General features: G+C 71.9%; 18 protein-coding genes and 1 tRNA gene. 13 read left to right on the top strand and 6 right to left on the bottom strand.

What is annotated here, in order from left to right; translation table 11 throughout:
• The first annotated feature begins 64 nt into the window (after positions 1 to 64).
• Both GVV75_RS01285 and GVV75_RS01280 read left to right on the top strand, forming a co-directional pair.
• Complete coding sequence (locus tag GVV75_RS01285; RefSeq protein WP_201288679.1) at positions 65 to 1,360, top strand: oligosaccharide flippase family protein; 1,296 nt, start codon at positions 65 to 67, stop codon at positions 1,358 to 1,360.
• A gap of 27 nt (positions 1,361 to 1,387) precedes the next feature.
• Positions 1,388 to 2,152 carry a CDP-alcohol phosphatidyltransferase family protein gene (locus GVV75_RS01280; RefSeq protein ID WP_159626654.1) on the top strand — a complete coding sequence of 255 codons (765 nt, stop codon included), beginning with the start codon at positions 1,388 to 1,390 and terminating at the stop codon, positions 2,150 to 2,152.
• A 118-nt stretch (positions 2,153 to 2,270) separates the two neighbouring features.
• On the opposite strand, the gene GVV75_RS01275 is transcribed toward GVV75_RS01280, so the two are convergent.
• The 3 genes from GVV75_RS01275 to GVV75_RS01265 form a co-directional block, all read right to left on the bottom strand.
• Positions 2,271 to 3,407 (bottom strand): glycosyltransferase family 4 protein, encoded by a 1,137-nt coding sequence (locus GVV75_RS01275; protein ID WP_159813126.1) that lies wholly within the window; start codon positions 3,405 to 3,407, stop codon positions 2,271 to 2,273.
• Entirely contained in the window at positions 3,404 to 4,537 is a 1,134-nt protein-coding gene (locus tag GVV75_RS01270) for a DUF1972 domain-containing protein (RefSeq protein WP_413227762.1), read from the bottom strand. The genes GVV75_RS01275 and GVV75_RS01270 overlap by 4 nt, the downstream gene beginning before the upstream one ends.
• Before the next feature lie 232 nt (positions 4,538 to 4,769).
• A complete protein-coding gene (locus GVV75_RS01265; protein ID WP_159813124.1) occupies positions 4,770 to 5,411 on the bottom strand; it encodes an LppP/LprE family lipoprotein in 642 nt (213 codons plus the stop codon).
• 418 nt (positions 5,412 to 5,829) lie between these two features.
• Here GVV75_RS01265 and GVV75_RS01260 point away from each other — a divergent pair, with 418 nt between their 5' ends.
• Both GVV75_RS01260 and GVV75_RS01255 read left to right on the top strand, forming a co-directional pair.
• The gene (locus tag GVV75_RS01260; protein ID WP_236266022.1) at positions 5,830 to 7,380 is read left to right on the top strand and encodes a hypothetical protein; all 1,551 of its coding nucleotides are present in this window, start codon (positions 5,830 to 5,832) and stop codon (positions 7,378 to 7,380) included.
• Positions 7,380 to 8,066, top strand: coding sequence for a hypothetical protein (locus GVV75_RS01255; RefSeq protein ID WP_236266021.1), 687 nt, complete (start codon positions 7,380 to 7,382; stop codon positions 8,064 to 8,066). Before GVV75_RS01260 ends, GVV75_RS01255 begins: the two co-directional genes overlap by 1 nt.
• 55 nt (positions 8,067 to 8,121) lie before the next feature.
• Here GVV75_RS01255 and GVV75_RS01250 read toward each other — a convergent pair whose 3' ends face one another.
• The gene (locus GVV75_RS01250; RefSeq protein WP_159813122.1) at positions 8,122 to 9,138 is read right to left on the bottom strand and encodes a glycosyltransferase family 2 protein; all 1,017 of its coding nucleotides are present in this window, start codon (positions 9,136 to 9,138) and stop codon (positions 8,122 to 8,124) included.
• A gap of 165 nt (positions 9,139 to 9,303) precedes the next feature.
• Between GVV75_RS01250 and GVV75_RS01245 the strand changes: the two genes are divergently transcribed.
• A complete protein-coding gene (locus GVV75_RS01245) occupies positions 9,304 to 10,332 on the top strand; it encodes a glycosyltransferase family 2 protein (RefSeq protein ID WP_159813120.1) in 1,029 nt (342 codons plus the stop codon).
• Entirely contained in the window at positions 10,329 to 11,384 is a 1,056-nt protein-coding gene (locus GVV75_RS01240; protein ID WP_236266020.1) for a glycosyltransferase family 2 protein, read from the top strand. Before GVV75_RS01245 ends, GVV75_RS01240 begins: the two co-directional genes overlap by 4 nt.
• Positions 11,385 to 11,539: 155 nt before the next feature.
• Here the strand turns inward: GVV75_RS01240 and GVV75_RS01235 are convergent, their stop codons facing one another.
• Both GVV75_RS01235 and GVV75_RS01230 read right to left on the bottom strand, forming a co-directional pair.
• Positions 11,540 to 12,343 (bottom strand): YveK family protein, encoded by an 804-nt coding sequence (locus GVV75_RS01235; protein ID WP_159813118.1) that lies wholly within the window; start codon positions 12,341 to 12,343, stop codon positions 11,540 to 11,542.
• 111 nt (positions 12,344 to 12,454) lie between these two features.
• The gene (locus tag GVV75_RS01230) at positions 12,455 to 13,753 is read right to left on the bottom strand and encodes an acyltransferase family protein (RefSeq protein ID WP_159813116.1); all 1,299 of its coding nucleotides are present in this window, start codon (positions 13,751 to 13,753) and stop codon (positions 12,455 to 12,457) included.
• Positions 13,754 to 13,974: 221 nt separating this feature from the next.
• Here GVV75_RS01230 and GVV75_RS01225 point away from each other — a divergent pair.
• The 7 genes from GVV75_RS01225 to mfd all read left to right on the top strand — a co-directional run bounded on the left by GVV75_RS01225 (position 13,975) and on the right by mfd (position 25,907).
• A tRNA-Gln gene (locus GVV75_RS01225) sits at positions 13,975 to 14,046 on the top strand.
• Between the two features lie 109 nt (positions 14,047 to 14,155).
• On the top strand, positions 14,156 to 15,175 hold the full coding sequence (locus GVV75_RS01220) for a bifunctional UDP-N-acetylglucosamine diphosphorylase/glucosamine-1-phosphate N-acetyltransferase GlmU (RefSeq protein WP_159524433.1): 1,020 nt from the start codon (positions 14,156 to 14,158) through the stop codon (positions 15,173 to 15,175).
• A 58-nt stretch (positions 15,176 to 15,233) separates the two neighbouring features.
• The gene (locus GVV75_RS01215; protein ID WP_159524432.1) at positions 15,234 to 16,217 is read left to right on the top strand and encodes a ribose-phosphate diphosphokinase; all 984 of its coding nucleotides are present in this window, start codon (positions 15,234 to 15,236) and stop codon (positions 16,215 to 16,217) included.
• A 324-nt stretch (positions 16,218 to 16,541) separates the two neighbouring features.
• Entirely contained in the window at positions 16,542 to 19,817 is a 3,276-nt protein-coding gene (locus GVV75_RS01210) for a PKD domain-containing protein (protein WP_159813114.1), read from the top strand.
• A 103-nt stretch (positions 19,818 to 19,920) separates the two neighbouring features.
• Positions 19,921 to 20,577 (top strand): hypothetical protein, encoded by a 657-nt coding sequence (locus tag GVV75_RS01205; protein ID WP_159813112.1) that lies wholly within the window; start codon positions 19,921 to 19,923, stop codon positions 20,575 to 20,577.
• Positions 20,578 to 20,686: 109 nt separating this feature from the next.
• Positions 20,687 to 22,129, top strand: coding sequence for a hypothetical protein (locus tag GVV75_RS01200; RefSeq protein ID WP_159813110.1), 1,443 nt, complete (start codon positions 20,687 to 20,689; stop codon positions 22,127 to 22,129).
• A gap of 94 nt (positions 22,130 to 22,223) precedes the next feature.
• Positions 22,224 to 25,907: a transcription-repair coupling factor gene (gene mfd / locus GVV75_RS01195; RefSeq protein ID WP_159813108.1), complete on the top strand. Its 3,684-nt coding sequence runs from the start codon at positions 22,224 to 22,226 to the stop codon at positions 25,905 to 25,907.
• Positions 25,908 to 26,303: the final 396 nt, after the last annotated feature.

Below are 26,303 nucleotides of genomic sequence, written 5' to 3'. Positions count from 1 at the left end.
CGCCCCCCGGAGATCCGGGCCATGGGCCTCGGTCGGCCGAACAGCCGGCGCGAAGATGGTCGTCATGGTCGTCGCAGGCGTCTTCGGCCTCATCAACACCCGGCTGATCCTCAGCCACTTCGGCGCCGACGCCTACGCCCAGTACGGCCTGCTGGCGACCTTCCCCACCCTCCTGCCCTTCACCGACCTGGGCATCGGCGCGGTCATCCTCAACGTCGTCGCCGGCTCTACCGATCCCGCTCATGACTCCGCGCTGCGCCGCACCCTGACCACCGCCATCCGCGTCCTGCTCGTCTCCACGGTGGTCATCTGCACCGGGGGCATCGTCATCCAGCTCCTGGGGGCGTGGCCCACCCTGCTTGGCGCCCGGCTCATGGATGGCGGCGGCGCCACCGCCACCATCTGCCTCCTCATCTACGCGCTCGCCCTGCCGCTGAGCGTGGGGCAGCGCATCGTCGTCGGGCTCGGCCGATCGGCCACCCAGGTCATCAGCTCCGGCGTCGTCTCCCCGGCGATGACGACTCTCCTCATGCTGGCCATCGTCACCCGCATGGACTCGGGCAACGCCGTGTCCATCTACTCCTACCTGGCCAACACGCTGGTCTCGATCATCTGCATCATCGTGGCCTGGCGGGCCACCGGCCCCCTCCTCCGGCAGGCCGCGCGCGACGTGCCCCGGCTGCGAGAGGTCCCCGGCGTCAAGGTCATCAACACCGCCGGTCCCCAGCTCTTGCAGTCGCTCGTCCTGCCCATCGCCTTCCAGACCGACCGCATCCTCCTCAGCCACCTGGGCGCCTCCGACGCGCTCGCGCAGTACAACCTGGCCAACACGCTGTTCAACCTGCTCACGCAGACCGTCGTCGCCGCCGGCGTGGCCATGTGGCCGGTATTCGCGAGGGCCCGCTCGGCCGGGCGGATCGCCAGCCCCCTCAAGCCCTCGGGGGTCTTCGCCTGCGTCGCTGGGGTGATGTCGCTTGTCATGGCGCTGCTGGCCCCCTGGGCCGCGGACATCCTGTCCGACGGCGCCATCCACCTGCCGACGCTGCTCATCGTGGCCTTCGCCGTGTCGGTCGTCGTTGAGGCCGCCAAGTACCCGTTGGGCATGTACATGACGGACCCGCGCGGCCTGCGCTTCCAGGTGGCCCCCGTCCTCGTGCTCGTCCCCGCCAACTTCGCCCTGTCCTGGGTCCTCATCGCGCCCTTCGGCGCGGCCGGACCCGTCTTGGGCTCCGTCATCTCCGTGTTCATCTGCCAGTCCATCCCCTACCTGTGGTGGGTGCGGCGCGACCTGGCGCGCCGTCGCCGGGCCGGTGAGGGGGGCGGGACTCCCGCCGACGAGGCCCGTCCCACCACCGCCTGATCCCCTACCCGCATACTTGGAGACCTCATGAGAACCTCGAAGCCAGTGAGTCCCGGCCCCGCCGGTGGCGCGCGCCCCAGCATCGGTGAGTCGATTCGGGCGCTGTCTACCGCGCAGAAGGCCAAGGCGGGCGCCCCCCTGTACTCGCGCCTGGTCAACCGCCCGCTGGGAAGGGTGCTGGCCGCCGTCGCGCACCGCCTGGGCGCCACCCCGGACCAGGTCACCATCCTGTCCGCGGCCTGCACGATGACCGGCATCATCCTCATCGCCGCCCTGCCGCTGACCGTGTGGGCCGCGCTCGTGACGGCGGGCTTGCTTGTGCTCGGCTACGCGCTCGACTCCGCCGACGGCCAGCTCGCCAGGCTCCGCCACGGCGGCTCGAAGGCGGGGGAGTGGCTTGATCACGTCGCCGACGCGATCAAGCTCTCCAGCCTCCACCTGGCCATCGCGATCTCACTGTTCCGCTTCGCCGACGTCGTCGCCTCCCGGCCGGCCCTGCTGCTTCTGCCGCTGGCCTACAGCGCCGTGCAGAACGTCCACTTCTTCACCTACATCCTGACCTACCAGCTGCGCTACAACGGTGGGACCCCGCTGGCCAAGGATGAGGGGCGCGCGGGGATGCTCAAGTCGATCCTGTCCGCGCCCACGGACTACGGGCTGCTGTGCATCGTGCTCGCGCTGCGCTGGGCGCCAGAGCCCTTCCTCGTGATCTACGCGTTCATGCTCCTGGGGTCGGCCGGCTACCTCGCCCTGGCCCTGCCCAAGTGGTACCGGGACATGCGAGCCCTCTGACACCCCGCCCCTTCCCGCCCCGCCCCATCGCCGAGACCGGTCGAAAATAGGAGCGAGACCGATCCGCGAACCGGTCTCGCTCCTATTTTCGACCGGTCTCGGCGATGGAGGATGGGGGTTACTGGAGGAGGGACTCGACGGCGTCGACGATCTCGCTGCGGTAGCGCTCCACGGAGAAGCGCTCGGCGGCGTCCGCCTGCCCGGCCGCCGCGAGCCCGCGGGCCCGGGCGGGGTCGCGCTCGAGTTCGGCCAGCGCCGCCGCCAGGGCCTGCGGCGACGCCGGGTCGACGAGCAGCCCCGTCTCGCCATCGCGCACGACCTCCCTGAGGGCCTGGGCGCGCGAGGCCACGAGCGGGCGCCCCGCGTGCAGGGCCTCGGCGGCCGTGTTGCCGAAGGACTCGCCCAGCGAGGGGACGATGACCGCATCAGCGTCGGCCAGGAGGGGCCAGGTCGGGTTGACGTAGCCCAGCAACTCGACGGCGCCGCTCAGGTCCGGCTGGCTGATCCGCTCCCGCAGCTGCTCCTCGTACCACTCGTATCCTGGGAAGACGGATCCGGCCACCACGAGGCTCGCGTCCACGCCCTCGGCGCGGAGCAGGCCGATGGCCTCCAAGGCGATGTCGATCCCCTTGCGGGGTGAGAGCCGGGAGATGAGCGCCACTCGGAAGGGGGTGCCCGCCGCCCGATCCCGCGGCCCCGGGAGGGGCCGCTCGGGGCCGGGGACGCCGTTGTGGATCACTCGCGTGCGCTTCTTGAGCAAGGGGTGGGCGGACAGCAGGACGTCCCGGGTCGCCCCCGAGTTGGCGACGACGGTGCGCGCCGCCAGCAGCGGCGCGTAGAGGCCGGCGCGGATGATGAGCGGCTGGGAGTCCTCCGCCTCGTGAGCGTGGGCGATGGCCGGCACGCCGGCGAGCCGCGCGGCCAGCGGCCAGGTCGGGATCGTCACGGTGTTCGTCAGCACCACCCGGGCCCCGGAGGACCGGATGATCCTCGCCAGGCGCAGCGCCTCAGGTCCCGCTCCCGCGCCAAGCCCCACCAGCCCGCGCGGGTTGAGCAGCGCCTTGCGCAGCACGGTGAAGGGGATGATCGCCACCGTGGCCCCGGCCTGGCGCAGCACCGGGACGAGCGGGCCGTCGGCGGGCAGAGCCACCTTGACCACGTGGCCGGCGTCGACGAGCGCGTGGATGGTCTCGACCAGTTGCAGGTCAGAGCCGTACAGGTCGGGGGAGGGGTGGGCGACGAGGATCGTGCTCATGCGGGGAAGGCCCCCGTCCTGCGTCCCGAGGGGCGGTGGTGCACCGGGCCGCCGATGGCCAGGCGGCGGCACAGCGCCTCGTAGGAGTCGGCGACGGCATCCCAGTCGTAGCGCTCGGCCCGCTCCCGGGAGAGCTCGCCGCGCGCCGCCGTGCCGGCCGGGTCGGACTCGGCGGACTCGATGAGAGCGCGGACGTCACCGGCGGTGGTCCAGTAGCGGCCGGCGGGCCCGAGCACCTCCCGGTTGAAGGAGACGTCGAAGGCGTCGACGGCGGCCCCCGCCCCGATCGCGCGCAGCAGCGAGGGGTTGGTGCCACCCACGGAGTGCCCGTGGAGGTAGACCGCGGCCCCGCCGTAGAGCTGGTCGAGGAGCTCCTGGTCCCACAGGCCCCCGAGGAGCCGGACGCGGTCGTCGGCCAGGGAGTGGATCCGCTCGGTGTACTCGTTGGCGTAGGGCGCTGAGCCGACGACGACGAGCGGGTGCTCGGCGCTGGAGGCCGCGTAGCCCTCGACCGCGACATCCACGTGGTTCTCCACCTCGAAGCGGGCGACCACCAGGTGGAAGCGGCCGGCTTCAAGGCCCAGCTCGGCCAGGCGGTCGGTGCCGGCGTGGATGCGCGGGGCGCCGTAGGCGATGAGGTCGGTGGGGGCGTGGAACTCGGTGTCGTAGTAGTCGGCGATGCCCTGGGCGTCGGCGATGAGCGCGTCCGAGTAGCGCACGGCCAGGGCCTCGGCCGCCCGGTAGTAGCGCTTGCCGGTGGGGCCCCACTTTCCGCGCTGCCACTCCAGGCCGTCCACATGCGTGGCCACCGGGATGCGGGCGGCGCGCAGGGCGGGCAGGAAGGGGGAGTTAGCGGCGTTGAAGACGATGGCGGCGTCGGGGTGTGCGCGGCGCAGGAGGTGGACGGTGCTCAGGGCCGTGTGGGAGAGGGTCTCAAGGCTGCGCTTGCGCATGGCGGGCAGCTCCACGAGGCGCATGCCGAGGTACCTCTCGGGCAGGGGCGTGCCGGGCTCGGGGTTGCGGCAGTAGACGAGAACCTTGTGCCCCTTGGCGGCCAGGCGCCTGCCGACCTCCTCGATGGCGGTCTCGAAGCCCCCGTACCGGGCGGGCACCCCGCGGGTGCCGATCATCGCGATGCGTAGTCGGTCGGGGGAGGAGGTGATCACGTCGGGGCCTTTCAAGCGGGGCGCGGGCCCGTAGCGTGCCGGTGCGCCGGAGGATTGGGACGGCCGGGCACGCTGGACGGGGCGGCTCCGGCGGGGCGACGGCGCGGGGCCGTCTCATGGGAACACCGCCATGGTACCGAGCCCGGGAGCCCCGCCCCATCGCGTGGGAGGGCGATGCGAATCATCCGGCGCCCGGTCAGCCGGCGCTCGGCGGCCACTCGCCGCTGTGAGTCACGCTGCCCGAGGCGTCGTCCCAGGTGAAGGTGGACACGGAGCGGCCGCTCGCGCCGGCGTTGGACTCCCCGTCCTTCGGCCAGGTGTAAGTGGCCTGGATCGTCGCGTCGTCGATGCGCTCTACGGCGGGCTTGAAGCCGTAGGACTCAAGGGACGCGGTGCCGACGTACTCGCCGTGGTGGAAGAGCATGATCTGGTAGGGCGACGACGCGGTGGCGCCGTGGACCGGCAGCGTCACCCAGGACAGCGGCGCGCAGCGGTCGTAGGTGCTCAGATCGGCCTCGCCGGGGCTCCAGTTCATCCCCGCCGGGGGCGCCGGGACTTCGTCGAGGGAGCCGGCGACGGCGGTCGCGTCCCCCATGGCCGCGCACTGCTCGGTGGGGGCCTGGGACGGCTGCGCGCCGGCCTCCGAGGCCTGCGTGGGGGCCTGGGTGAGCGCTTGGGTGGGGGCCTGGGGCGGCTGCGCGCCGGCCTCCGAGGCGTTGGCGGTGGATGCCGTGCCACCACTGGCCGGGGCGGTGCCGGTGGCGCCGCCCCCGCAGGCGGTCAGGGTCAGTGCGAGGAGGAGGGCGCCAACGGGCGCCAGAGCGGACGATCGGGGCATGATGACTCCTTGGCTAATTCAGATCCAGTGTGTTGCATCTCACTAGAGTAATGGAAGGGGTGCCGCACCCGATAGGCCTGTCGGGGTTCTCGTGCGTCGCGGTCGGGGTTGACCGCGAGGTTTGGGCACGCCAGGGGGCGGATGGCTGGCTCAAAGGGCGGTAAGGTGCGCCTGACATGGGGCGATGTCCGGAGCGCTCTCGATGGCGCCGGATGGGCGAAGGTCGTGTTATTTAGGGAACTCCCAGGACGGATTTCGTAACCTGAAAGTTATCTGAGTGTTATTGTCGAGTGTGGCGCCTGGCCCCATCCGAGCTCCCGCGGCGATGCTCGGCGCCCTCGCTAGAAGTGTCCCTGCATCCCCAACCGTTGAACGGAATATCTCTATGCGTCTACGTTGCCATGCCCGAAGGCTTGCCATGGCCTCCGCGCTCCCCCTCGCCCTGGCGGCGCTGCCAGTCCTCCCCTTCACGAGCCCGGCCGCCCACGCCGCTGACGCCCAGGGTGCGGCGGGCGGGGTCGCCATCGCTTCGCCAACGCCCCTCCCGACCGCCCAGATCAACGGCGTCGTGTGGGATCAGAAGATCGTCGGCAATACGGTCTACGCCGTCGGAGAGTTCTCAAGCGCGCGTCCGGCCGGTTCCGCTCAGGGTCAGAACGAGGTCCCGCGCTCCAACGCGATGGCCTACGACATCACCACCGGCGCCCTCCTCGACTGGGCGCCCACCACCAACGGCGTCATCTACTCCATTGACGCCTCGAAGGACGGCAAGACCCTCTACCTCGGCGGCAACTTCACCAGCCTCAACGGCGAGAGCACCTTCCGCCTCGGCGCTGTGAACGCCTCCGACGGCAAGCGCGTGAACCTCGGTATCTCCCCCAACACCGAGGTCCGCGACGTCCAGGTTTCCCCCGACGGCGGCACCCTCTACTTCTCTGGCGCGTTCACCCAGGTCAACAACAAGGCCCGTTACCGCGTGGCCGCCGTCAGCCTGCCCTCCCTGACCCTGACCGAATTCGCCCCCCGGGTGGGTCGCGGCCTCGTCCGCACCGTCACCGTCGCCCCTGATGGCAGCCGGGTGGCCATCGGCGGCTCCTTCCGCGACGTCGGCGGCTCCTCCCACCCCGGCCTGGCGATCCTCGGCAGCGACGGCGCCGTCCAGTCGACCAACATCAACTCGGTCGTGCGCAACTCCGGCACCTACGCCGCGATCTTCTCCCTGAAGTCGGACAGCCAGGGCCTCTACGGCGTCGCCTACTCCCAGGAGGGCAGCTTCGAGGGCCTGTTCCGCGCCAGCTGGTCGACCGGCGACCTCGACTACATGGCCGACTGCCACGGCGACACCTACGATCTCTTCCCCGCCGGCGGCGTCGTCTACGTCGCGGGCCACCCGCACGACTGCCGCAACATCGGCGGCTTCGGCGACACCGCGCCGACGAGTTACTACAACGCCCTGGCCTACGTGAACGGGCGCACCGGCACGGTGCAGCGGAACCACGCCCGCGGCTACACCGACTACTCCGGCCAGCCGGCCACGACGGCGCTTCAGAACTTCCGCCCCAACTTCATCGTCGGCAGGTACACCGGCATGGGTCAGGCCACCTGGACCGTTGAGGGCAACGACAAGTACGTCGTCTACGGCGGCGAGTTCGTCGGCGTCAACAAGAAGGGCCAGCAGGGCCTCGTCCGCTTCGCCATCGACTCCACGGAGGTCCCGCCGCAGGGCGAGGGCGACGACAACGGCGGTCACGACGGCCGCAAGGGCGATCGCCACGACGGCCGCAAGGGCGGCAAGGGTGGCAAGGGCGGCAAGGGCGGTCACGACGGCCGCAGGGGCGATGGCCGCGACAACCGCGACGACGACTGGAACGACTGGTGGGACCGCGGTGGCCGTCACGGCGACTGGAATGACTGGTGGGGCCGCGGTGGCTGGAACGACTGGTGGAACCGCGGCTGGGGATGGCGCTGATGACGCGCCGCCACCTGAGGCCTGTGGGGATGGGCGCGCCGCGTCGCGCGGCTCGCCCGCCCCTCGCCCTCTCCGTGGCCCTGGTCCTGGCGCTCGGGGCCTGCTCCAGCGGTGAGGCCTCCGACTCGGCGTCATCCGCCTCGCCAACCGCCGACGCCACCGCCAGCACGGCGGTCCCGGCCAGTAGCGCGGAGCCCACGGTGACGGGCGAGCCGCTGCCGACCGGCCCCGAAACGCCGTCGGCGCAGGCCTCACAGGATGCCACGGCCCTGAGCCAGGGCGACATCTCAGCTGACGAGCTCCCTCCCGTCGCCCCCGACCAGACGAGCACCGTGGATGGAGCCGACATCGCGCTGGGCACCATGCGCTCCGAGGATCTCAAGGCCGGCCCCGGGGAGACCGGTGGCCCGGGCGTGGTCATCCCGGTGAAGATCACGAACAACACCGGATCGGAGTTGTCGCTGTCCGGCCTCGTGGTCACCGTGACCTACGGCGCGGACAAGTCCCCGGCGGCTGAGTTGGTCAGCGCCTATGGCGAGGTGCCCGACTCCGTCGCTCCGGGGGAGACGCAGACTGTGGAGAAGGCCTTCACGATCCCCGCCTCCGGACGAGGGCAGGTGCACGTCGTCGTCGATCTCGGCCCCGATCACGCGGCCGCTACCTTCGACGGCGCGGCGCCCAGTTGAGCCCGAACCGCCCATCCTCCCGCCCGCCGCGCCGGTGAGCGCGGGGCCGGCCCCGCTATCGCAGGATCGGCTCGTCCGGGGAGGGCAGGAGCCCCCGGGCGGCCCGGCGCGCGAGGCGCAGGCCATCCAGGGTCGCGCGCAGCGCCGTGGCTACCGGCCTGGGTGAGCGCAGCAACTGGCGCTTCCCCCCGCGCAGGACGATCTCGCGTGCCGCGCTCGGCGCCGTCGCCCGCCACTGACGACGCCCCTGGGCGTCCAGGCGCAGGCCCGCGTACAGGAGCCGGTTGCGCGTGTTGTAGTAGTAGTAGGTGTCCGACTTCGCCACCTGTCCCGCTGAGGAGCCGTGGGTGCCGCCCTCGTCGTGCACGGCCGCGGCCCGGCGCTCCAGGACCAGCCGCCCCCCTGCGGCGAGCACCCGCGCGGAGAAGTCCACATCCTCCCAGTACAGGAAGTAGCGGGCGTCGAAGCCCCCAATCCGCTGGTACAGGGACGCAGAAAGCGCCAGGCACGCCCCGCTCAGCCAGGGCGCGGTGCCTCCGGGCGGGATCGGCCGCCGGGAGCGGCGCGAGCGCATCGACCCGTCCGCCAGGCAGACCACGTGGCCATCGGACACGATCGCCCCACTGGAGTCCCGGATGACCGGCCCCACGAGCGCCAGGGGATCGGCCTGCGCCTGCTGCGCCAGGGCCACCAGGGACTCCCGGTCGACGACGGCGTCCGGGTTGAGCAGGACGAGGACCTGCGCGCCATCGGCGATCGCCCGGGCGACCCCCAGGTTCATCCCTCCGCCGAAGCCCGTGTTCGACTCCGGGCACTCCAGGGCCCAGCCGCGCGCCTGGGCCAGGGCGCGGGCGCGCTCGCGGGCCTCGGGGGAGGAGTGATTGTCGACGACGACGATCCGGGCCTCGGGGGAGCGCTGGGCCACCTCGGCGAGGTTGCGCGCCAGGAGGGCGGCGGAGTCGTAGTTGACGACGATGATCGCGGTGCGCGCGAGCAACTCGGCGGCCTCGGCGCCGGTGGGAGGCTCCCCGGGCTCGCCGGGGGAGAAGAGATCGGGGGGGAAGTCGGCCATGGGATCCTCTCAGGTCCTCATCAAGGGGTGCCGCGCCGTCGTCCCCTGGGCGCGCCGTCGTCCCGGGCGCCCGCGGGCGGGGCCCGTGCGCCTGCATAGTAGCGTTGACCCCACCCCTTCCCTCCCCTCGACGCCCTGCCCGTCGACCCGCCCCCAGGAGGACGCATGAGTCAGTCTTCGACGCCGCCCGCACCGGTCCCACCACTGGTCTCACTGGTCGTCGCCGTGACCACCTATCGGCGCAATGACTGGCTCGCCGAGCTCCTTCCCCAGCTCGTGGACCAGGCCAGCGCCGCCCGCGCGGATGAGGCGGCCGGTATTGGGCGGGCGCGCGTCGTGGTGGTCGACAACGATCCGGACGCGGGCGCGCGCGAGGTCGTCGAGGCGGTCCGGGCCGCCGGCGCCGATGAGCCCGAGGCCGCCGAGATAGGCCCCCACTACGCCCACGAGCCCGTCCCCGGGATCACCGCCGCCCGCAACCGCGCCCTCGATGAGGCCGCCGACGCCCGCCTCCTGGTGTTCATCGACGACGACGAGCTCACCCGCCCCGGCTGGCTCACCTCCCTCGTGCGCGCTTGGCGCGCCCACGGCTGCGCCGCCGTGTCCGGGCCGTGGTACCCGCGCTTCGAGTCGGAGCCGGGCGCGTGGGTGCGGGGCTCGGGTGTCTTCAGCGCGGTCACCGCCGAAGACGGGGCCGTGATGACGAAGGCTGCCACGAACAACCTCCTACTCGACCTCGACGCCGTGCGGGGCCTCGGCCTGCGCTTCGACGCGCGCTACGGGCTCAGCGGGGGCGAGGACTCCGCGTTCCTCGGCGCGCTGCGGCAGGGCGGCGGCGTCATCCGCTTCGCCGCCGATGCCGCCCTGGATGAGCGGGTGCCGGCCAGCCGGGCCACGCGCCCGTGGGTGCTGCGCCGCTCCCTGCGCTCGGGGGCCACCTGGGCGGCGGTGCGCGTTGAGGCCGCCTCGGGCGCGGCGGGCCTGGGCATGCGTGCCCGCTACGCCGCGAAGGGGGCGCTGCGCGCTGGGCGCGACGGCGCCCTGGCGCTGGTCAGCGCCGCCCGCCGGGATGAGGCGGGCCGGGGTCGCCATGAGGCCGCCTGCGCCGGAGCGCTGGGCATGGTCCTGGGCGCCGTCGGCGGGCGGGTCCAGGAGTACAGTCGCGGGCCCCGACTGCCCTGGAGGAAGAAGTGAGCGCCGGGGCCATGCGCGGGCCCGCCCCGGAGGAGGGCTTCGGCGGCGCTACCGGCGGTGCCGGAGCGGCTGGCGGTCCGCCGCCTGGCGAGGGGGCGTCCCTCGTCGTCGCCATCCCGACCCACAAGCGCCCGGAGGGCCTGGAGCGCGCCGTCGGCACCGTCCTGCCCCAGATCAACGCCATCGTCTCGGACGTCTCCAGTCCTGTCGCGCGCGCCGAGCTGCTCATCATCGACAACGATCCCGCCGCCAGCGCGCGCGCCACCGCTGAGCGCCTCGCCGCCGGGCCCGGGGGCAGCGCGATGCGCTACATCGTCGAGGAGCGCCCCGGCGTGGCCGCCGTGCGCAACCGCGCTCTCGATGAGGCCGCCGGCGCCCGCCTCCTGGTGTTCATCGACGACGACGAGGAGGCCCTGGAGAACTGGCTCTCCTCCCTCGTGGGGCTCTGGGCGCGCGAGGGGGCCCAGGCGGTGGCCGGTCATGTGCTGCCCGCATACGACGCCGAGCCCGAGGCCTGGGTGCGCGAGGGGGGCTTCTTCGTGCGCGCCACCTGGCCCACCGGAACCGCCCGGCCTGCCGCCGCCTCGAACTGCCTGCTGCTCGACCTGGACTTCCTGCGCGCGCGGGGTCTGCGCTTCGACGAGCGCTTCGGCGCCACCGGCGGGGAGGACACGCTGCTCACCCGCTCACTCGTGGCCGCCGGTGGAACGCTCTTGTGGTGCGCCGAGGCCCAAGTGGTCGACCATGTGCCCGCGCAGCGCCTGGACCGGGCCTGGATCCTGCGCCGACAGCGCAGTCACGCCGCTAACTCCGTCCGAGTCGATCTCGCCCTCGCGGGCGCGGGGAGCCGCGTCGTTCGCGCGCGGATCCGGGGCAGGGCCCTCGTCGGGGGCGCGGCGCGCGTTGTCGCGGGCGCGGGGCGCGGGGCTGCGGGGGTCATCCTGCGCTCCACCTCCCACCGCGCTAGGGGCGCCCGGCTCATGGCCCGTGGCGCGGGCCTGGCCTCGGCCGCGCTGGGCGGCTCGGGCCACGCCGAGTACGGCCGCTCCTGAGGGGCTGGCCCCCGCGCCGGCGGTCTGCCGGCGCGGGGGCCAGTATCAGTTGAGTATCAGCAGTTGAGTATCAGTTCGGTGCCGGCGCGGTAGGCATGGCGGCGCCGGCGGTCATAAGTGGTTGTGACCAGTGCCCAGCCGGTGGGCCCGCTCGCTCAGCGGCGGTGCCGCATCGAGGGAGGGAAGAGCTCGGAGGAGTCGGGCGGGGGCGGGTACCCCTCATCGGATGAGGGGTCGTCCGATGTGCCCGGGCTCATGTCCCGGTCCTCGGCGAGGTCCTGACCCTGCTCGGCGGAGGCCTCAGCGTCGAAGTCGGGGGCGCCGGCCGTCTTGCGGCCGACGCGGCCCACGGCCTCCGCGCGCAGCCCCGTGAAGCCGGCGCGCCGCAGCAGGATGACCACCGCGGCGCCTATGGCGGCGCCGATGAGCGCGCCGTTGAGTGCGTAGCGCTCGGGGATGGGCGAGATGGGCGCGGTGGGCAGCGTCGCCGGGTCCTGCTCCACCACGGCCAGGGACAGCCCGTCCTTGTACCCCCACTTGCTGACGGCCTTCTTGAAGGCGCTCACCTCGGCGTCGGCCACCGCGTGGGCCTGCTCCGCGGAGGGGGCCTTGGCGGTGATGTCGATGAAGAGGGTGTTCTCCCGGGCGCTCAGGGTGAGCATCCCCTTGACCGCGGCGGGTTCGAGGCCCGTGCTCGCGGCGACCTCGTTGAGGACGTCCTGGGTGGTGCCCAGCTCGACGAGCGTGGGCATGAGGAGGGAGTTCGGGCCGGAGGCCGTGCCGAGGTCCTGTCCGCCGCCCTCGCGGCTCGACGTCGAGATGACCACGCTGGCGTGCGAGGAGTAGATGGGGGTGCTCATCATCGCGATGAAGAACCCCGTCAGGGCGCCGACGACGATGTGCAAGATGAGGACGGGGGCATGCCTGCGCAGCAAGCGGAGGATCTCGGCCGGCTCCATATGCGTGTGGTTCCTTCAGGATGAGTGAGTGGTGGCCCGCGCGCGAGCCGTCATGGGTACACGGTAGACCAAGGACTGGGCCTGGCCCCTGCCGTGCTGGTGGGCGCGGATTCAGGCCACGTGCCTGCCCTGCCGCCAGGGGCCGGCACCGCCGGGGAGAGTGCGGAGCCTGGCACTGGCCCAGCGGCCCGCCGCCCTCGACCACTGATGACTTGGCCGCTCGACGAGCCGGTGGAAGGCCCAGGCCGCGGGCAGCGCCGCGGCCGGTCCCGCCAGGAGCATCCACCACGGGTCGATCGACGGCGCCAGTGTGCGCACGAGGAGCACGACCGGGGTATGGACCAGGTAGAGGGAGAAGGACAGCTCGCCGCAGAACTGGGCCGCCCTTGAGCGCAGCAGCGAGCGCAGCGCCCCGGCCCGCACGATGAGGATGATCGTTCCGGCCGCGCTGGCGACGGCGATCGCCGATCCGAGCCGATGCCCCCAGGGGGAGGCGGGGGAGCCCAGGGGGACCAGCGCCCCGGACGGCCCTCCCGAGAGTAGGCCCGGCCAGGCCTCCGGGGCGGTCCACCACGGGCTGGTCATGATGATGAGGCAGGCCATGGCGGCCGTGCTGGCCCACCGAACGGGTCGGGCGGGCAGTGGGTCGGGCATCGCCCCCCAGTGCCAGCCGAGCACGGCCCCGATCGTGAACACCGGCAGGAACAGGGCGGAGCCGGGGTCGCCGCTCACCAGGGCCGTCGTGATCGCCGCCGCGCCCAGCGCCCAACTCAGGCGGGCCTTGGCGGCCAGCGCCACCGCGAGGATGACCAGTGGCAGGAGGATGGAGAAGGCCGCCTCGGCGTGCAGCGACCACAGCACCGAGTTGCGATAGGCGTAGGCGGGCAGCAGGGCGAGCTCTCGGACTGTCTGCTTGATCGAGATATCTGACACATAGTGGGCCTGCACCCATGCCCCCAGGGAGGCGTCGTTCGAACGGGGCACCAGGATGATCAGGGCGATCGCCAGGAGCGTCGAGGCGCCGGCCGGCACCCACAGGCGGATGAGGCGGCGGGGGGCGTAATCCACCCAGTCGAAGGAACGGCCGGTGGCGCGCCGCCGGGAGATCGGGTAGCTCAGCGCCACCCCGGACAGGATGAAGAAGATGAGCACCGCCTCGTAGCCGCCCCACAGGAGATGCGCCGGCGTGAGGCTGAGCAGGCGCTCCAGGGCGCCATCCGGCGCCGCCCCCGGGCGGGCGCCGACCTCCGCCAGCGCGGGGACGGTGAGCAGGCAGTGGTGGATGAGGACGACGACGGCGGCCAGGCCGCGCAGCCCGTCCAGTTCCCGCAGGCGGCCCGCGCTTTGGGGCGTGGCGGTGGGCGTGGCGTTGGCGCCCTTGGCCGGGGGATGGCGGTGGGTGAGGGTCATGCGATCTTCCAGGGACTGAGGGCGTGCCGCGCGGGAGTGGCGGCAGGACTGGGAGAGGAGGCTGCCCGGATCGGCCCGCGCAGGGCGTCAGGATGCCGCATCCGGTGGGCCCGGGGAACTGATGATGCCACCTCTTGACCAAGTCGCGGCGAAAAAGTGAGAGACTGTACGCCGCGCAGGAGCGCGCCCGATTCCTGGGGAAGTGGGGGCGGCCTGCGCATTCCGCCCTGGTGTAGTGGCAGCACGCAGGCCTTTGGAGCCTTGAGGCCCGGGTTCGAACCCTGGGGGCGGAGCCGGTGCGCGGCGTCGTAGGATGTGCCCGTACCGGCCGGCTCGGCCAGCACGGGGCGTCATGTCCCCGGCAGCGCCGCAGGACGCCCATCTTGAGCGAGAAGAGGACTCGTGGCTCCCACCACTCCCGCCGCCGTCATTGTCATGGCCGCAGGCAAGGGCACGCGCATGCGCTCCGCCACCCCCAAGGTCCTGCACCGCATCGGCGGACGCAGCCTCCTCGACCACGCGGTCACCGCCGCCCGGGGCCTGGATCCCGAGCGTCTCGTGGTCGTGGTGCGCCACGAGCGCGATGCTGTCGTCGCCCACCTGGCGCGGGTCGCCCCCGATGCCATCCCCGCCGATCAGGATGAGATCCCCGGCACCGGCCGCGCCGTGGCCTGCGGCCTGGCGGCCCTGCCCGAGGACGCCGATGGCGCGGTCGTCGTCACGAGCGGGGACGTGCCCCTGCTCGACACCGCCACGCTGTCCGCCCTCGTGGCCCAGCACCACGAGCGGGGCGACGCCGTGACCCTTCTCACCGCTGTCGTCGACGACCCGCACGGCTACGGCCGTGTCGTGCGCGAGCCGGACGGCACGGTCTCGGCGATCGTCGAGCAGCGCGACGCCACCGAGGCCCAGCGCGCCATCACTGAGATCAACGCGGGCGTCTACGTCTTCGACCTGGCGCACCTGCGCGCGGCCCTGGCCACCCTGGGCACGGATAACGACCAGGGCGAGGTCTACCTCACCGATGTCGTCGCCCATGCCCACGCCGCGGGCCGGCCCACCTCCGCGCTCGTGGTGGCCGACCACTGGCTCGTCGAGGGCTGCAACGACCGCGCCCAGCTCGCCGCCCTCGGCGCCGAACTCAACCGCCGCATCCTTGCCCGCGCGATGGAATCCGGCGTCGGCGTCGTCGATCCCTCCTCCACCTGGGTTGATGTCACCGTCGAGCTCGGCCCGGACTCGTTCCTGGAGCCGGGGGTCCTCCTGAGGGGCGCCACCCGCATCGGCCCCGGCGCCCGCATCGGCGCCTACGCCATCCTCACCGACGTCGATATCCCGGCGGGCGCCGTCGTGGCGCCCTTCGCCCAGTACGACGCCGAGACGCCGGTTCCCGCCCAGGGCTCCGGCACCACAGGCGCGTGACCGCCCCGGCCCCGCGCACCGACCGGGCCCGACGGGCCCGAACGAAGGGAATCACCTCATGACGGGCATCATCACCAGCGGTGAGAAGCGACTGGTCATCGTCTCCGGCCGGGCCCACCCGCAACTGGCCCACGACGTGGCGGGCGAGTTGGGCACCGAGGTCCTGTCCTCGACCGCCTACGACTTCGCCAACGGGGAGACCTACGTCCGCTTCAACGAGTCGGTGCGCGGCTGCGACGTCTTCGTCGTGCAGTCCCACGGGGACCGCGTCAACGACTGGCTCATGGAGCAGCTCATCATGGTGGATGCCCTCAAGCGCGCCTCGGCCAAGCGCATCACGGTGGTGGCCCCCTTCTTCCCCTACGCGCGCCAGGACAAGAAGCACCTGGGCCGTGAGCCCATCAGCGCCCGCCTCGTGGCGGATATGTACGCCGCAGCGGGGGCGGACCGCATCATGAGCGTTGACCTCCACACCGCCCAGGAGCAGGGCTTCTTCAACGGCCCCTGGGACCACCTGTGGGCCCAGCCCGTGCTCGTGGACTACATCAAGGGCCGGCTCGACGTGACCAACGCCGCCGTGGTCTCCCCGGACGCCGGTCGCATTCGCGTCGCCGAGCGATGGGCTAACGCCCTGGGGGGCTCGCCGCTGGCCTTCGTCCACAAGACCCGGGACATCAGCCGCCCCAACGAGGCCGTGGCCAACCGCGTCGTCGGTGACGTCGAGGGGCGCTCCTGTGTGCTGGTCGATGACATGATCGACACCGGCGGCACCATCGCCAAGGCCGTCAAGGTGGTCCTCGACGCCGGCGCGAGGGACGTCATCGTCGCCGCCACTCACGGGGTGCTCTCCGGCCCCGCTATCGAGCGTCTGGCCACTTGCGGCGCCCGCGAGGTGGTCGTCACCGACACCCTGCCGATCCCCCCGGAGAAGCGGTTCGAGCAGCTCACCGTCCTGCCGATCGCCCCGCTCCTGGCCCGTGCCATCAAGGCGGTCTTCGACGACGGCTCCGTCGCCCAGCTCTTCGACGCCGCTGGCGTGTGAGGCAAATCATGGCGGGTATGGCGCCATCGCGCCGTGCTCGCGTGGTGGTGGACGACTCGCCCATCTCGGCTCCTCCGAAGGTCGGAGAGGCGCTCCGACGCAGGTCGGACGAGGTGGGCGAGTCATTATCTTCTGAGTAGTACGAAAGTGATCGGCATCGCTTTTCGGTGCTGAACGACCCATAACCAGCCACGCTGTCATTCTGAGGTCCTGTGCTCTACGATCGTATGGGCGCCAAAGTTCCCCATCCGCCGGCGCCTTGCCCTGATCGACGACGAACCTTGGTTTCTCCTTGGTTCCTCACACAGTTCCGGAGTAGTACCGTTGAGCCCTTATCGTCCACTGCGCGCCATGGCCGCGCTGGCCGCCAGCGTCCCCATGGCCCTGGCATTCCTGCCCGCGGCGGCGCCCGCTGCCGCCGCTGAGGCCCCCGCCGCCGCCGCGGCGGCCGATGCCTCAGGCCGCCTTCAGTCCAACCACACCGCTGACCCCCTGCCCACCACTCAGATCAACGGCGTGGTGTGGGACCAGCTCATCGTCGGTGACACCGTCTACGTCGTCGGCTCCTTCACCCAGGCCCGCCCGGCAGGGTCCCCCGCCGGGACCAATGAGACGCCCCGGGCCAACATCCTGGCCTACAAACTGAGTACCGGCGAGCTCATCCAAGAGTTCAAGCCCGTGCTCAACGGCGCCGGGCGCACGCTCGCCCTGTCTGATGACAAGAAGACCCTCTACGTCGGCGGTGACTTCAACAAGGTCAACGAGGAGTTCCACAGCGGCCTGGCCGCCTTCGACATCTCCACGCCTGAGGGCAAGCTCATCTCCACCTTCCGCCCCCAGTTCCACACCACCGTGCGGGCCATCGGCGTGCGCGGGAACACGGTCTACGCCGGCGGCGCCTTCAAGCACGTCAACGGCGTCCCGCGCTCCAAGGCGGCCGCCGTGGACGCCAAGACCGGTGAGACCCTCTCCTGGGCGCCTAAGGCCGAGGGCAACAACGCCCAGGTCTGGTCTCTGCAGGTCTCGCCCGACGGCACCAAGGTCGCCCTCGGTGGTTCCTTCACCAAGCTCAACGACTCGGAGAACCCCGGCTACGGCCTGGCCCTCGTCTCCGCCTCTGACGGCAAGTTGCTGGCCACTCCCGTCAACAAGGAGGTCCGCAACGGCGGCGTCTACGGTGCCATCACGGACCTCAAGACCGACGGCACCAGCCTGTACGGGGTCGGCTACTCCTTCTCCGTGCGCAACGCCAACCTGGAGGGGGCCTTCAAGGCCGACTGGGATGGCAACATGACCTGGGTGGAGCCCTGCCACGGTGACTCCTACGCCATTTACCCCGCGAAGGACCAGGTCTACGTCGCCAGCCACGCGCACTCCTGCGAGACCATCGGCGGATGGGGGGACACCTACTACAGGGACGAGAACAACACCACCCGCCAGCGTCAGTACCGTCTCACCTCCTTCACCGCCAACGGCGAGGTGACCGTCGGCCGCAAGGGCACTGACGGCTACAAGGACTGGTCGGGCCACACCTCCCCCTCCATCGTTGACTGGTTCCCGGAGCTCTCCGCCGGCAAGTACACCGGCCAGGGCCAGGGTGCCTGGGACGTCACCGGCAACGACGAGTACATCGTCGCCGGGGGCGAGTTCCTCGCCGTCGACGGCAAGGCCCAGCAGGGACTCGTCCGCTTCCCCAAGCGCGGCGCCACCAAGAGCCACGCCCCCGAGGGGAAGGGCGCTGACCTCGCCCCGTATGTCAGCAGTCCCGCTGACGGGGTTGTTGACGTCACTTTCTCCCCCACCTGGGATCGCGACGACTCGACCCTGACTTACTCGCTCTACCGCGATGGTGGCCAGAAGCCCGTGAGCACGCTGCAGGTCTCCGACCGCTTCTGGAACCGGGAGTTCCGCAAGACCCTGCGCGACAACCGCGCCCCCGCGGGTGAGCACACGTACACGGTCGTCGTCTCCGACGCGGGCGGCAACACCCTGACCAGCGAGGCGAAGAAGGTCACCGTCGCCAAGGCGGCTGACTTCAGCGACCTCGACAGCCTCGACACCGGCGCCGTCGACCTGGGTGCCAAGCACCTGTGGACCTTCGACGAGGAGGCCGGGACCACCTTCAAGGACATCCTCGGCGGCGCCCACATGACCGGCACCGCGGGCGTGAAGGCCGCCCAGGAGGGCTCTCGGGGCAGTTCCAAGGCCCTGGGCGTCGGCGGGAACGCCACCGCTGTCTCCTCGGGCACCGACGGCCATGTCCAGACCTTCAGCATTGAGAGCTGGGTGAAGACCACCTCCACCAGCGGTGGCGCCATCCTGAGTTACGAGAAGAACGGTGACCGCGACCGCCTGCTCTACATGAGCTCCGATGGCGCCATCCACTTCGGTGTCTATCCCCGTGAGACCAAGGTCGTGTCCTCACAGGCAGGCTTCAACGACGGTAAGTGGCACCACGTCGTCGCCACCCTGGGGGCAGACGGGCAGAACCTCTACGTCGACGGCAAGCCCGTCGCCTCCGACAAGACGGTGGTCAAAGCGCAGGAATTCAACGGCTCCTGGCGCCTCGGCACGGGCTCCCTCAAGGGCTGGCCCAAGGTGAGTGAGAGCACCCCCGGTACGCTTGAGGCGACTGTGGACTCCACCGCTATCTACCACTCCCAGCTGAGCGCTGATCAGATCGCCCGGCGCCAGGGCCAGGCTGGCAACGTGGGGCCCCGCGCCGTGCTGCGTCCTCATGTCGCCGGTATGGCTGTGACCGCTGACGGCAACGAGTCGGTGGACCCCGACGGCAACATCGAGTCCTACGAGTGGGACTTCGGCGATGGGACCACCGCCACCGGCGCCAACGCCAACCACACCTACGCCGAGGCCGGCACGTACACGGTCACGCTGACGGTCACCGACAACGCCGGTGCCCGCCAGTCCACCACCCAGTCCATCACCGTCACCGACGTCCCGCAGGGCGAGGGCATCATGGCCCAGGCAGCCTTCAAGAAGGCTCAGGAGAAGGGCTGGCCCGACTCAAGCCTGGGCGGCGCCTGGAAGCTCTCCTCGCCGGGGCGCTTCGCCACGGCCGACGGCGTCGGCTCCATCGCCCTGAACAAGGCTGGCTGGATGTCCACGGCCATGCTGCCGAAGATCTCCTCGGAGTCCACGCAGGTCTCCTCGGCCTTCTCCCTCTCCGAGGTTCCCACCGGTGGCGGCGTGTACGCTTCCTTCCTGCCCCGCTCCACCGCCTCGGGCGCCTACGGCACGAAGATCCACGTCAAGTCCACTGGCGAGGTGCTCGTGTTCCTCACCTCGCAGGTCGGCGGGACTGAGAAGGTCCTCGCCCAGACCCAGCTGCCGGGCACCTGGGCCGTGGGCAAGAACATCAACGTGAAGACCTCCGCCGTTGGCAAGGGCACCACCAACCTGTCCGCCACCGTGTGGCTCGACGGCGAGCAGGAGCCCGCCGCGCCCACCCTGACCGCCTCGGATTCCACCGAGGAGATCCAGGGCGCCGGCTCGGTCCTCATGTCCGGGTATCTCTCCGGCTCGGCGACCTCGCTGACCAACAAGATGCTAGTCTCCACTTTCCAGGCCCGTACCGCCTGATAGTGACCGCGAACCGGCACTGACATCGGCCGGCGGCGTCGATCCCCTCGTCGCCGCCGGCCGATGCTCCCCACCCGTTCCCAACGATCCCATGGAAGTCACCATGTCACCTCGGACAAGCCCCCGTACCCTCCGGGCCTCCGCCCTCGTCCTGTCGGCAGCGATCCTCGTCGGCTGCTCGAACGGCTCCTCGTCGACCGACGCCGCCGCCACCGAGTCCGTGCCGCCGGTCACCACGACCGAGACGGCCGGAGCCACCACCGCGCCGACTCCGGTGGCACCCGCCTCTGACGGGGCCGCGCCGAGTGCTCAGGCCACCGATCCCGAGGGCCTCCTGCCCGGCCAGGCCGGCTACAGGGGGGCCTCCGCCCCGCCCGTCGCCCTGAACGAGTCCTCCTCCACCGGGGACGCGACCGTCAAGGTCGCCTCCGTCGAGGCCATCGAGGTCTCCGGTGACTCCCTCGCCCCCGGCGAGATCGCCGGCCCCGCGCTCCAGGTCACTATCTCGGTCACGGCCGGCTCCCAGGACGTCGACCTGTCCGGCGCCTCGGCGACCCTCACCTACGGCGAGGACGCGACCCCGGCCTCCCCGCTCAGGGACGCCGAAGGCACTGAGCTGCCCAGCAGCGTCGCCGCGGGGGAGACCGTCACCGGGTCCTTCCGCTTCTCCGTGCCCGCTGACGCGCGCGACAAGGTGACCGTCTCCGTCACCGTCGTCCCGGGCCAGCCCGCCGTCGTCTTCCAGGGCTCCGCGGCCTGAGCGGTCCCACCCCGCCTGACCCGCGCCCCTGCGCGGTGGCGGCGAGCGCGTAGTAGCCTCATGGCGCCCCTTGACGGGCGGCGCCGCGGGAAGAGAGGAGGGGCCGATCATGCAGATGCTCCTACTCGGGGCCATCGTCCTCCTGTCCTACCCGGTCATCGCGATGACCCTGTGGACGGTTCGGCGCAAGCCGATCGTCGGCGCGGTCCTCATCGCGGGCTCACTGGCCCTCATGGGCATCTGGATGACCGTCAACGTCGGCCTGTTCATCCCGCCCGCGGCCGGGGTCTGCATGCTCGTGTGCCTGGCGCTGGCCTCCGACTTCTCCTGGCGCCTCACCCCGGGCGACATCCTCATCTGCGCCGGCTTCGCCCTCGTGGCGATCTCGCTGGCGGCCGGGGCGTCCCTCAACACGGTCCTGGGCGAGCTCATCCTCGACGCCGCACCCGCCTACCTCGCCGGGCGCATGCTGGTGGAGAGGATCGGGCTGAGAGACTTCGCCACCGCCGTGGCCGCCATATGGCTGATCGCTGCCGCGCTCGGATACTTCGAGGCGATCACCCGCATCAATCCCTTCGTGCTCATCGAGTTCCCCACCCGCGCCTACGCCGACTGGGCGAGCATCCAAATCCGCGCCGGCCTGCCCCGCATCGAAGGGGCCTTCGGCCACTCGATCGTCTTCGGCGTGTCCATGGCGGCGGGCGTCCCCATGGTGGCCATCGCCCGCTGGCCCTCGTGGGCGAGGATCGCCGGGATGATGGCGCTGGTCGGCGTGACCCTGCCCTCCCTGTCACGCGCGGGCATCATCGGCGCCGTCATCGCCCTCGTCCTCTCCCTGACCATCATGCGCACCGACATCACGCCCTCGTGGCGCTCGGCCACCCTCATCGCGCTGGGAGCCGGGATATTCATCGCCACCCCCGTGCTGCTGGACGTTTTCGCCCAGGCCGGCGATGAGCAGGAGGGCAGCGCGGAGTACCGGGGGCAACTGCTCATTCTGGTCAAACGACTGGTGCTCATTGGCGCCTCGCCCGCCCGCGTCGTCCGCAACGGCACGGTGTACTGGGAGGGGTTCCGCTCCATCGACGACCAGGTGCTCCTGGCCGCCCTCCGCTACGGCTGGGCGCCCGTCATCCCCTTCCTTATCGGCGCGCTCTACGTGGTCCTGCGCGTGATGGGAGGCCGTGGCAACGCTGCCCAGGTCGCCATCGCCTCCATGATCCCGGCTTTCGTGTCCGTCGCCTTCATCACCCAGCTGTCCACCGTGGTCTGGGTGATCGCGGGGGCCAGCGTCGCCGCTAGCGCCGCCGAGCGCGAGGGGAGGGACGACGCTGCCGGGCTGCCCAGCCGGCGCCCGGGCCCCGGCCAGATCGACGACGGCCAGCGCGCCCAGGCCCCGCCCGGCGCCGGTGGGGCCGTGGCCGGTTCTCCCAATGGGGGCCCGGCGCCCGTCGCCGTGCCCAGTGGCGCCGTCGCCGGGCCCGAAGGACTGATGATGTCATCAGCCGACCTCGCCCGCTTCCGCCTGTCGCCGAGCCCAGAATCGAGATAGGCGCGCGGCGGCGCCCCGCGCTGATGGCCAGCGGGCGGGCGTCTACCCGCGCCCCGCGCTCGGCCCCTGTCCGCGGCGCCTCTAGACTCGGCGCGTGCGACTGACCGCCCTCCTGCCCCCGCTCCTGGCCGACCCCGCGATCGCCGAGTTCGTCCGCGACGCCGCCGCGACCCGGCGAGGCGAGAACAGCGCCGTCGTCGCCCCCGGGGCGCGGCCCGCGATCCTCGCCGCCATGGCGATGGGGGAGCGCGGCGTCGCTCGCGCCGTCGGGGCGGAGCCCGGCGCCGCCGCGGGCGAGGGGGCGCCACTGCTCGTCATCACCGCCACCGGCCGTGACGCCGAGGACCTTGCCGCCGCCCTCGCCTGCTACCTGCCGCCCACCGACATCGCCGTCCTCCCCGCCTGGGAGACCCTGCCCCACGAGCGCCTCTCGCCGCGGGCCGACACCGTGGCCACCAGGCTCGCGGTCCTGCGCCGTCTCGCCCACCCCCGGCCAGGGCCCGCGAGCGCCGACGGCCCCATCCGCGTCCTGGTCGTCCCCATCCGCGCTCTGCTCGCTCCCGTCATCGACGGCCTGGGGGAGATCGAGCCCATCCGGCTCGCCCCCGGCCCCAGCCAGGGCCTGGAGGCCATCGCCGCCCGACTGGCCGACGCCGCCTACACGCGGGTGGACATGGTGGAGTCGCGTGGCGAGTTCGCCGTGCGCGGCGGCATCCTCGACGTCTTTCCCCCCACGCTGCCGCGCCCCGTGCGCGTCGACTTCTTCGGTGACGACATCGAATCCGTGTCCTCCTTCGCCGTCGCCGACCAGCGCACAGTGGAGGAGCTAGACGGCGCCACCCTCCACCCCTGCCGCGAGTTGCTCCTCACCGACGCCGTGCGCGAGCGCGCCCGGGCGCTGACCGGGGCGATCCCGGGAGCCGCCGACATGCTCGGCAAGATCGCCGAGGGCATCCCCTGCGAGGGCATGGAATCCCTGGCCCCCGTGCTCGCCCCCCGCATGGTGCCCGTCCTCGACCTCGTCGGGGAACGGCTCGTCGTCGCCCTGGAGCCCGAGCGCATCCGCAAGCGTGCCGAGGACCTCGTGGCCACCACCTCCGAGTTCCTCGCCGCCGCCTGGACCTCTGCCGCCTCCGGCGGGACCGTCCCCGTGGACCTGTCCGCCGCCGCCTTCGCGAGCCTCAGCGAGGCCCGGGCGTTGGCCCTGTCCACCAATCTGGGCTGGTGGGCGCTCACCTCCCTGGCCTCCTCCCCGGATGCCACGGCGCTGGCGCTGCGCGACCCCGCCGGCTACCGGGGCCGTCTCGACGAGGCCGTCACCGACCTCGGCCGCATGGCCCGGGAAGGCTGGGGCGTCGTCGTGGCCACCGACGGGCCCGGGCCCGGCCGCCGCATGGCCCAGCTGCTCGCCGACGGAGATGTGCCCGCCCGCATCGTCACCCAACTAGACGAGCCCGCCGACCTCGGGTGGTCGCCCGGCGATGTGCCGCAGGGCGACGGCGTCGTGCGCATCACCCAGGCCTCCGCCGGCCACGGCTTCGTCGCCGAGGGGCCGCGCCTCGCCCTCATCGCCGAGTCGGACCTCACCGGGCGCGCCACCACCGGCCCACGCAGCCCCAAGGCCCTGCCCGCCCGCCGCTCCCGCGCCTCCGTCGATCCCCTGTCCCTCCACCCCGGCGACCTCGTCGTCCACGCCCAGCACGGCGTCGGGCGATTCATCGAGCTCAAGCGCCGCGCCGTCGGCACCGGCAAGAGCGCCGCCACCCGTGAGTACCTCGTCATCGAGTACGCGCCCTCCAAGCGCGGCCAGCCCGGCGACCGGCTCATGGTCCCCACCGACTCCCTCGATCAGGTCACCAAGTACGTCGGCGGGGACGCGCCGGCCCTGAACAAGATGGGCGGCGCCGACTGGGCCAAGACCAAGTCCAAGGCACGCAAGGCGGTCCGCGAGATCGCCGGCGAGCTCGTGCGCCTCTACGCCGCCCGCGCCGCCGCCGCGGGGCACGCCTTCGGCCCCGACACGCCCTGGCAGGCCGAACTCGAGGAGGCCTTCCCCTACACCGAGACCCCCGACCAGCTGGCCACCATCGACGACGTCAAGGCCGACATGGAGAAGCCCCAGCCCATGGACCGCCTCATCATGGGCGACGTCGGTTACGGCAAGACCGAGGTCGCCGTGCGCGCCGCCTTCAAGGCCGTCGCCGACGGCAAGCAGGTCGCGGTCCTGGCCCCCACGACCCTGCTGGTCAGTCAGCACGCGGAGACCTTCACCGAGCGCTACGCGGGCTTCCCCGTGCGCGTCGCCCAGCTCTCCCGCTTCCAATCCGATGCCGAGTCCGCCCAGGTCCTGGCCGGGCTCGCCGACGGCTCCATCGACGTCGTCGTCGGCACCCACCGCCTCATTACCGGGCAGGTGCGCTTCAAGGACCTCGGCCTGCTCATCATCGACGAGGAGCAGCGCTTCGGCGTCGAGCACAAGGAGGCCCTCAAGGCACTGCGCACCGACGTCGACGTCCTGGCCATGTCAGCCACCCCCATCCCCCGCACCCTGGAGATGGCGGTCACCGGCATTCGTGAGATGTCCACCCTGGCCACCCCGCCCGAGGACCGCCACCCCATCCTCACCTACGTGGGGGCATGGGAGACCAAGCAGGTCGGCGCCGCCATCCGCCGCGAGCTCCTGCGCGACGGGCAGGTCTTCCTCGTCCACAACCGCGTCTCCGACATCGACCGCGTCGCCGCCCAGATCGCCGAGCTCGTTCCCGAGGCGCGCGTGGCCACCGCCCACGGGCAGATGAGCGAGGCGCGGCTTGAGGCCGTCATCGACCGCTTCTGGCACAAGGAGATCGACGTCCTGGTGTGCACCACCATCGTCGAGACCGGCCTGGACGTGTCCAACGCCAACACCCTCATCGTCGATCGCGCCGACCGCCTCGGCCTATCCCAGCTCCACCAGTTGCGCGGGCGCGTGGGGCGGGGGCGCGAGCGCGCCTACGCGTACTTCCTCTACCCCGCGGACAAGCCCCTGACCGAGACCGCCCTGGAGCGCCTGCGCACCATCGCCACCAACACCGACCTCGGCGCCGGCATGCGGGTGGCCATGAAGGACCTGGAGATCCGCGGCGCCGGGAACCTGCTGGGCGGGGAGCAGTCCGGCCACATCGCCGGGGTCGGCTTCGACCTGTACGTGCGCATGGTCTCCGACGCCGTCGCCGCCTACAAGCGTTCCCTGGGGATGGGGGACAGGGCCGGGGCCGCGGACGATGGCGAGGACGAGGCCGAGCTGCGCATCGAGCTGCCCGTGGACGCGACCATCCCCGAGGACTACGTGCCCCACGAGCGCCTGCGCTTGGAGGCCTACACGAAGTTCGCCGCCGCGCGCAGTGATGAGCAGGTGGCCGACGTGCTGGACGAGGTCGCCGATCGCTACGGGCCCGTGCCCGATCCGGTGACGCGCCTGGCCGCGCTGGCCCGGCTGCGCGCGCTCGCGGCCGGTCTCGGCGTGCGCGAGATCGTGGCCCAAGGCAAGTCCATCCGCTTCGCGCCCGTGGAGCTGCCCGAATCTGGCCGGATGAGGCTCACCCGCCTCTACCCGGGCACGACGATCAAGCCCGCCACCCGCACCATCGTGGTGCCCGCGCCGGGGGCGGCGCGCATGGGCGGCGGGCCGATCGAGGGAGAGGCTCTCCTGCGCTGGGCCGAGGTGCTGCTGCGCGCAGTCGTGGCCGGCGACGCCGACTATGAGGCCGAGGCCACCGCCTACCGCCGTCGCCGCTGATCGAGCCGGGGCCCGGTCGGTGCGGGTGGTGTGGGTGGTGCGGGTGGCGCCGAGTGGTGCGAGTTTCACCGACTGGTGCGCCTGGCCCCGACTGGTGCGAGTTTCACCGACTGGTGCGGGCAGGACGCTCCGCTCGGTGTGGATGGCGCCAGTCGGTGCAGACGGCTCCGCTCGGTGCAGACGGTGCGACTCGGTGCAGACGGCTCCGCTCGGTGTGGGTGGTGCGCTTAGCCCTGAGTGGTGCGAGTTTCACCGACTGGTGCGGGCAGGACGCTCCACTCGGTGTGGATGGCTCCGGTCGGTGTAAATGGCGCCACTCGGTGGAATTGGTGCGCTTGGCCCTGAGTGGTGCGCTTGGCCCTGAGTGGTGCGAGTTTCACCGACTGGTGCGGGCAG

Source organism: Actinomyces sp. zg328 (assembly GCF_009829635.1).
Lineage (GTDB): Bacteria > Actinomycetota > Actinomycetes > Actinomycetales > Actinomycetaceae > Actinomyces > Actinomyces marmotae.
Note: the sequence above shows the minus strand (reverse complement) of the source record. Positions and strands in the feature narration are given on the sequence as shown.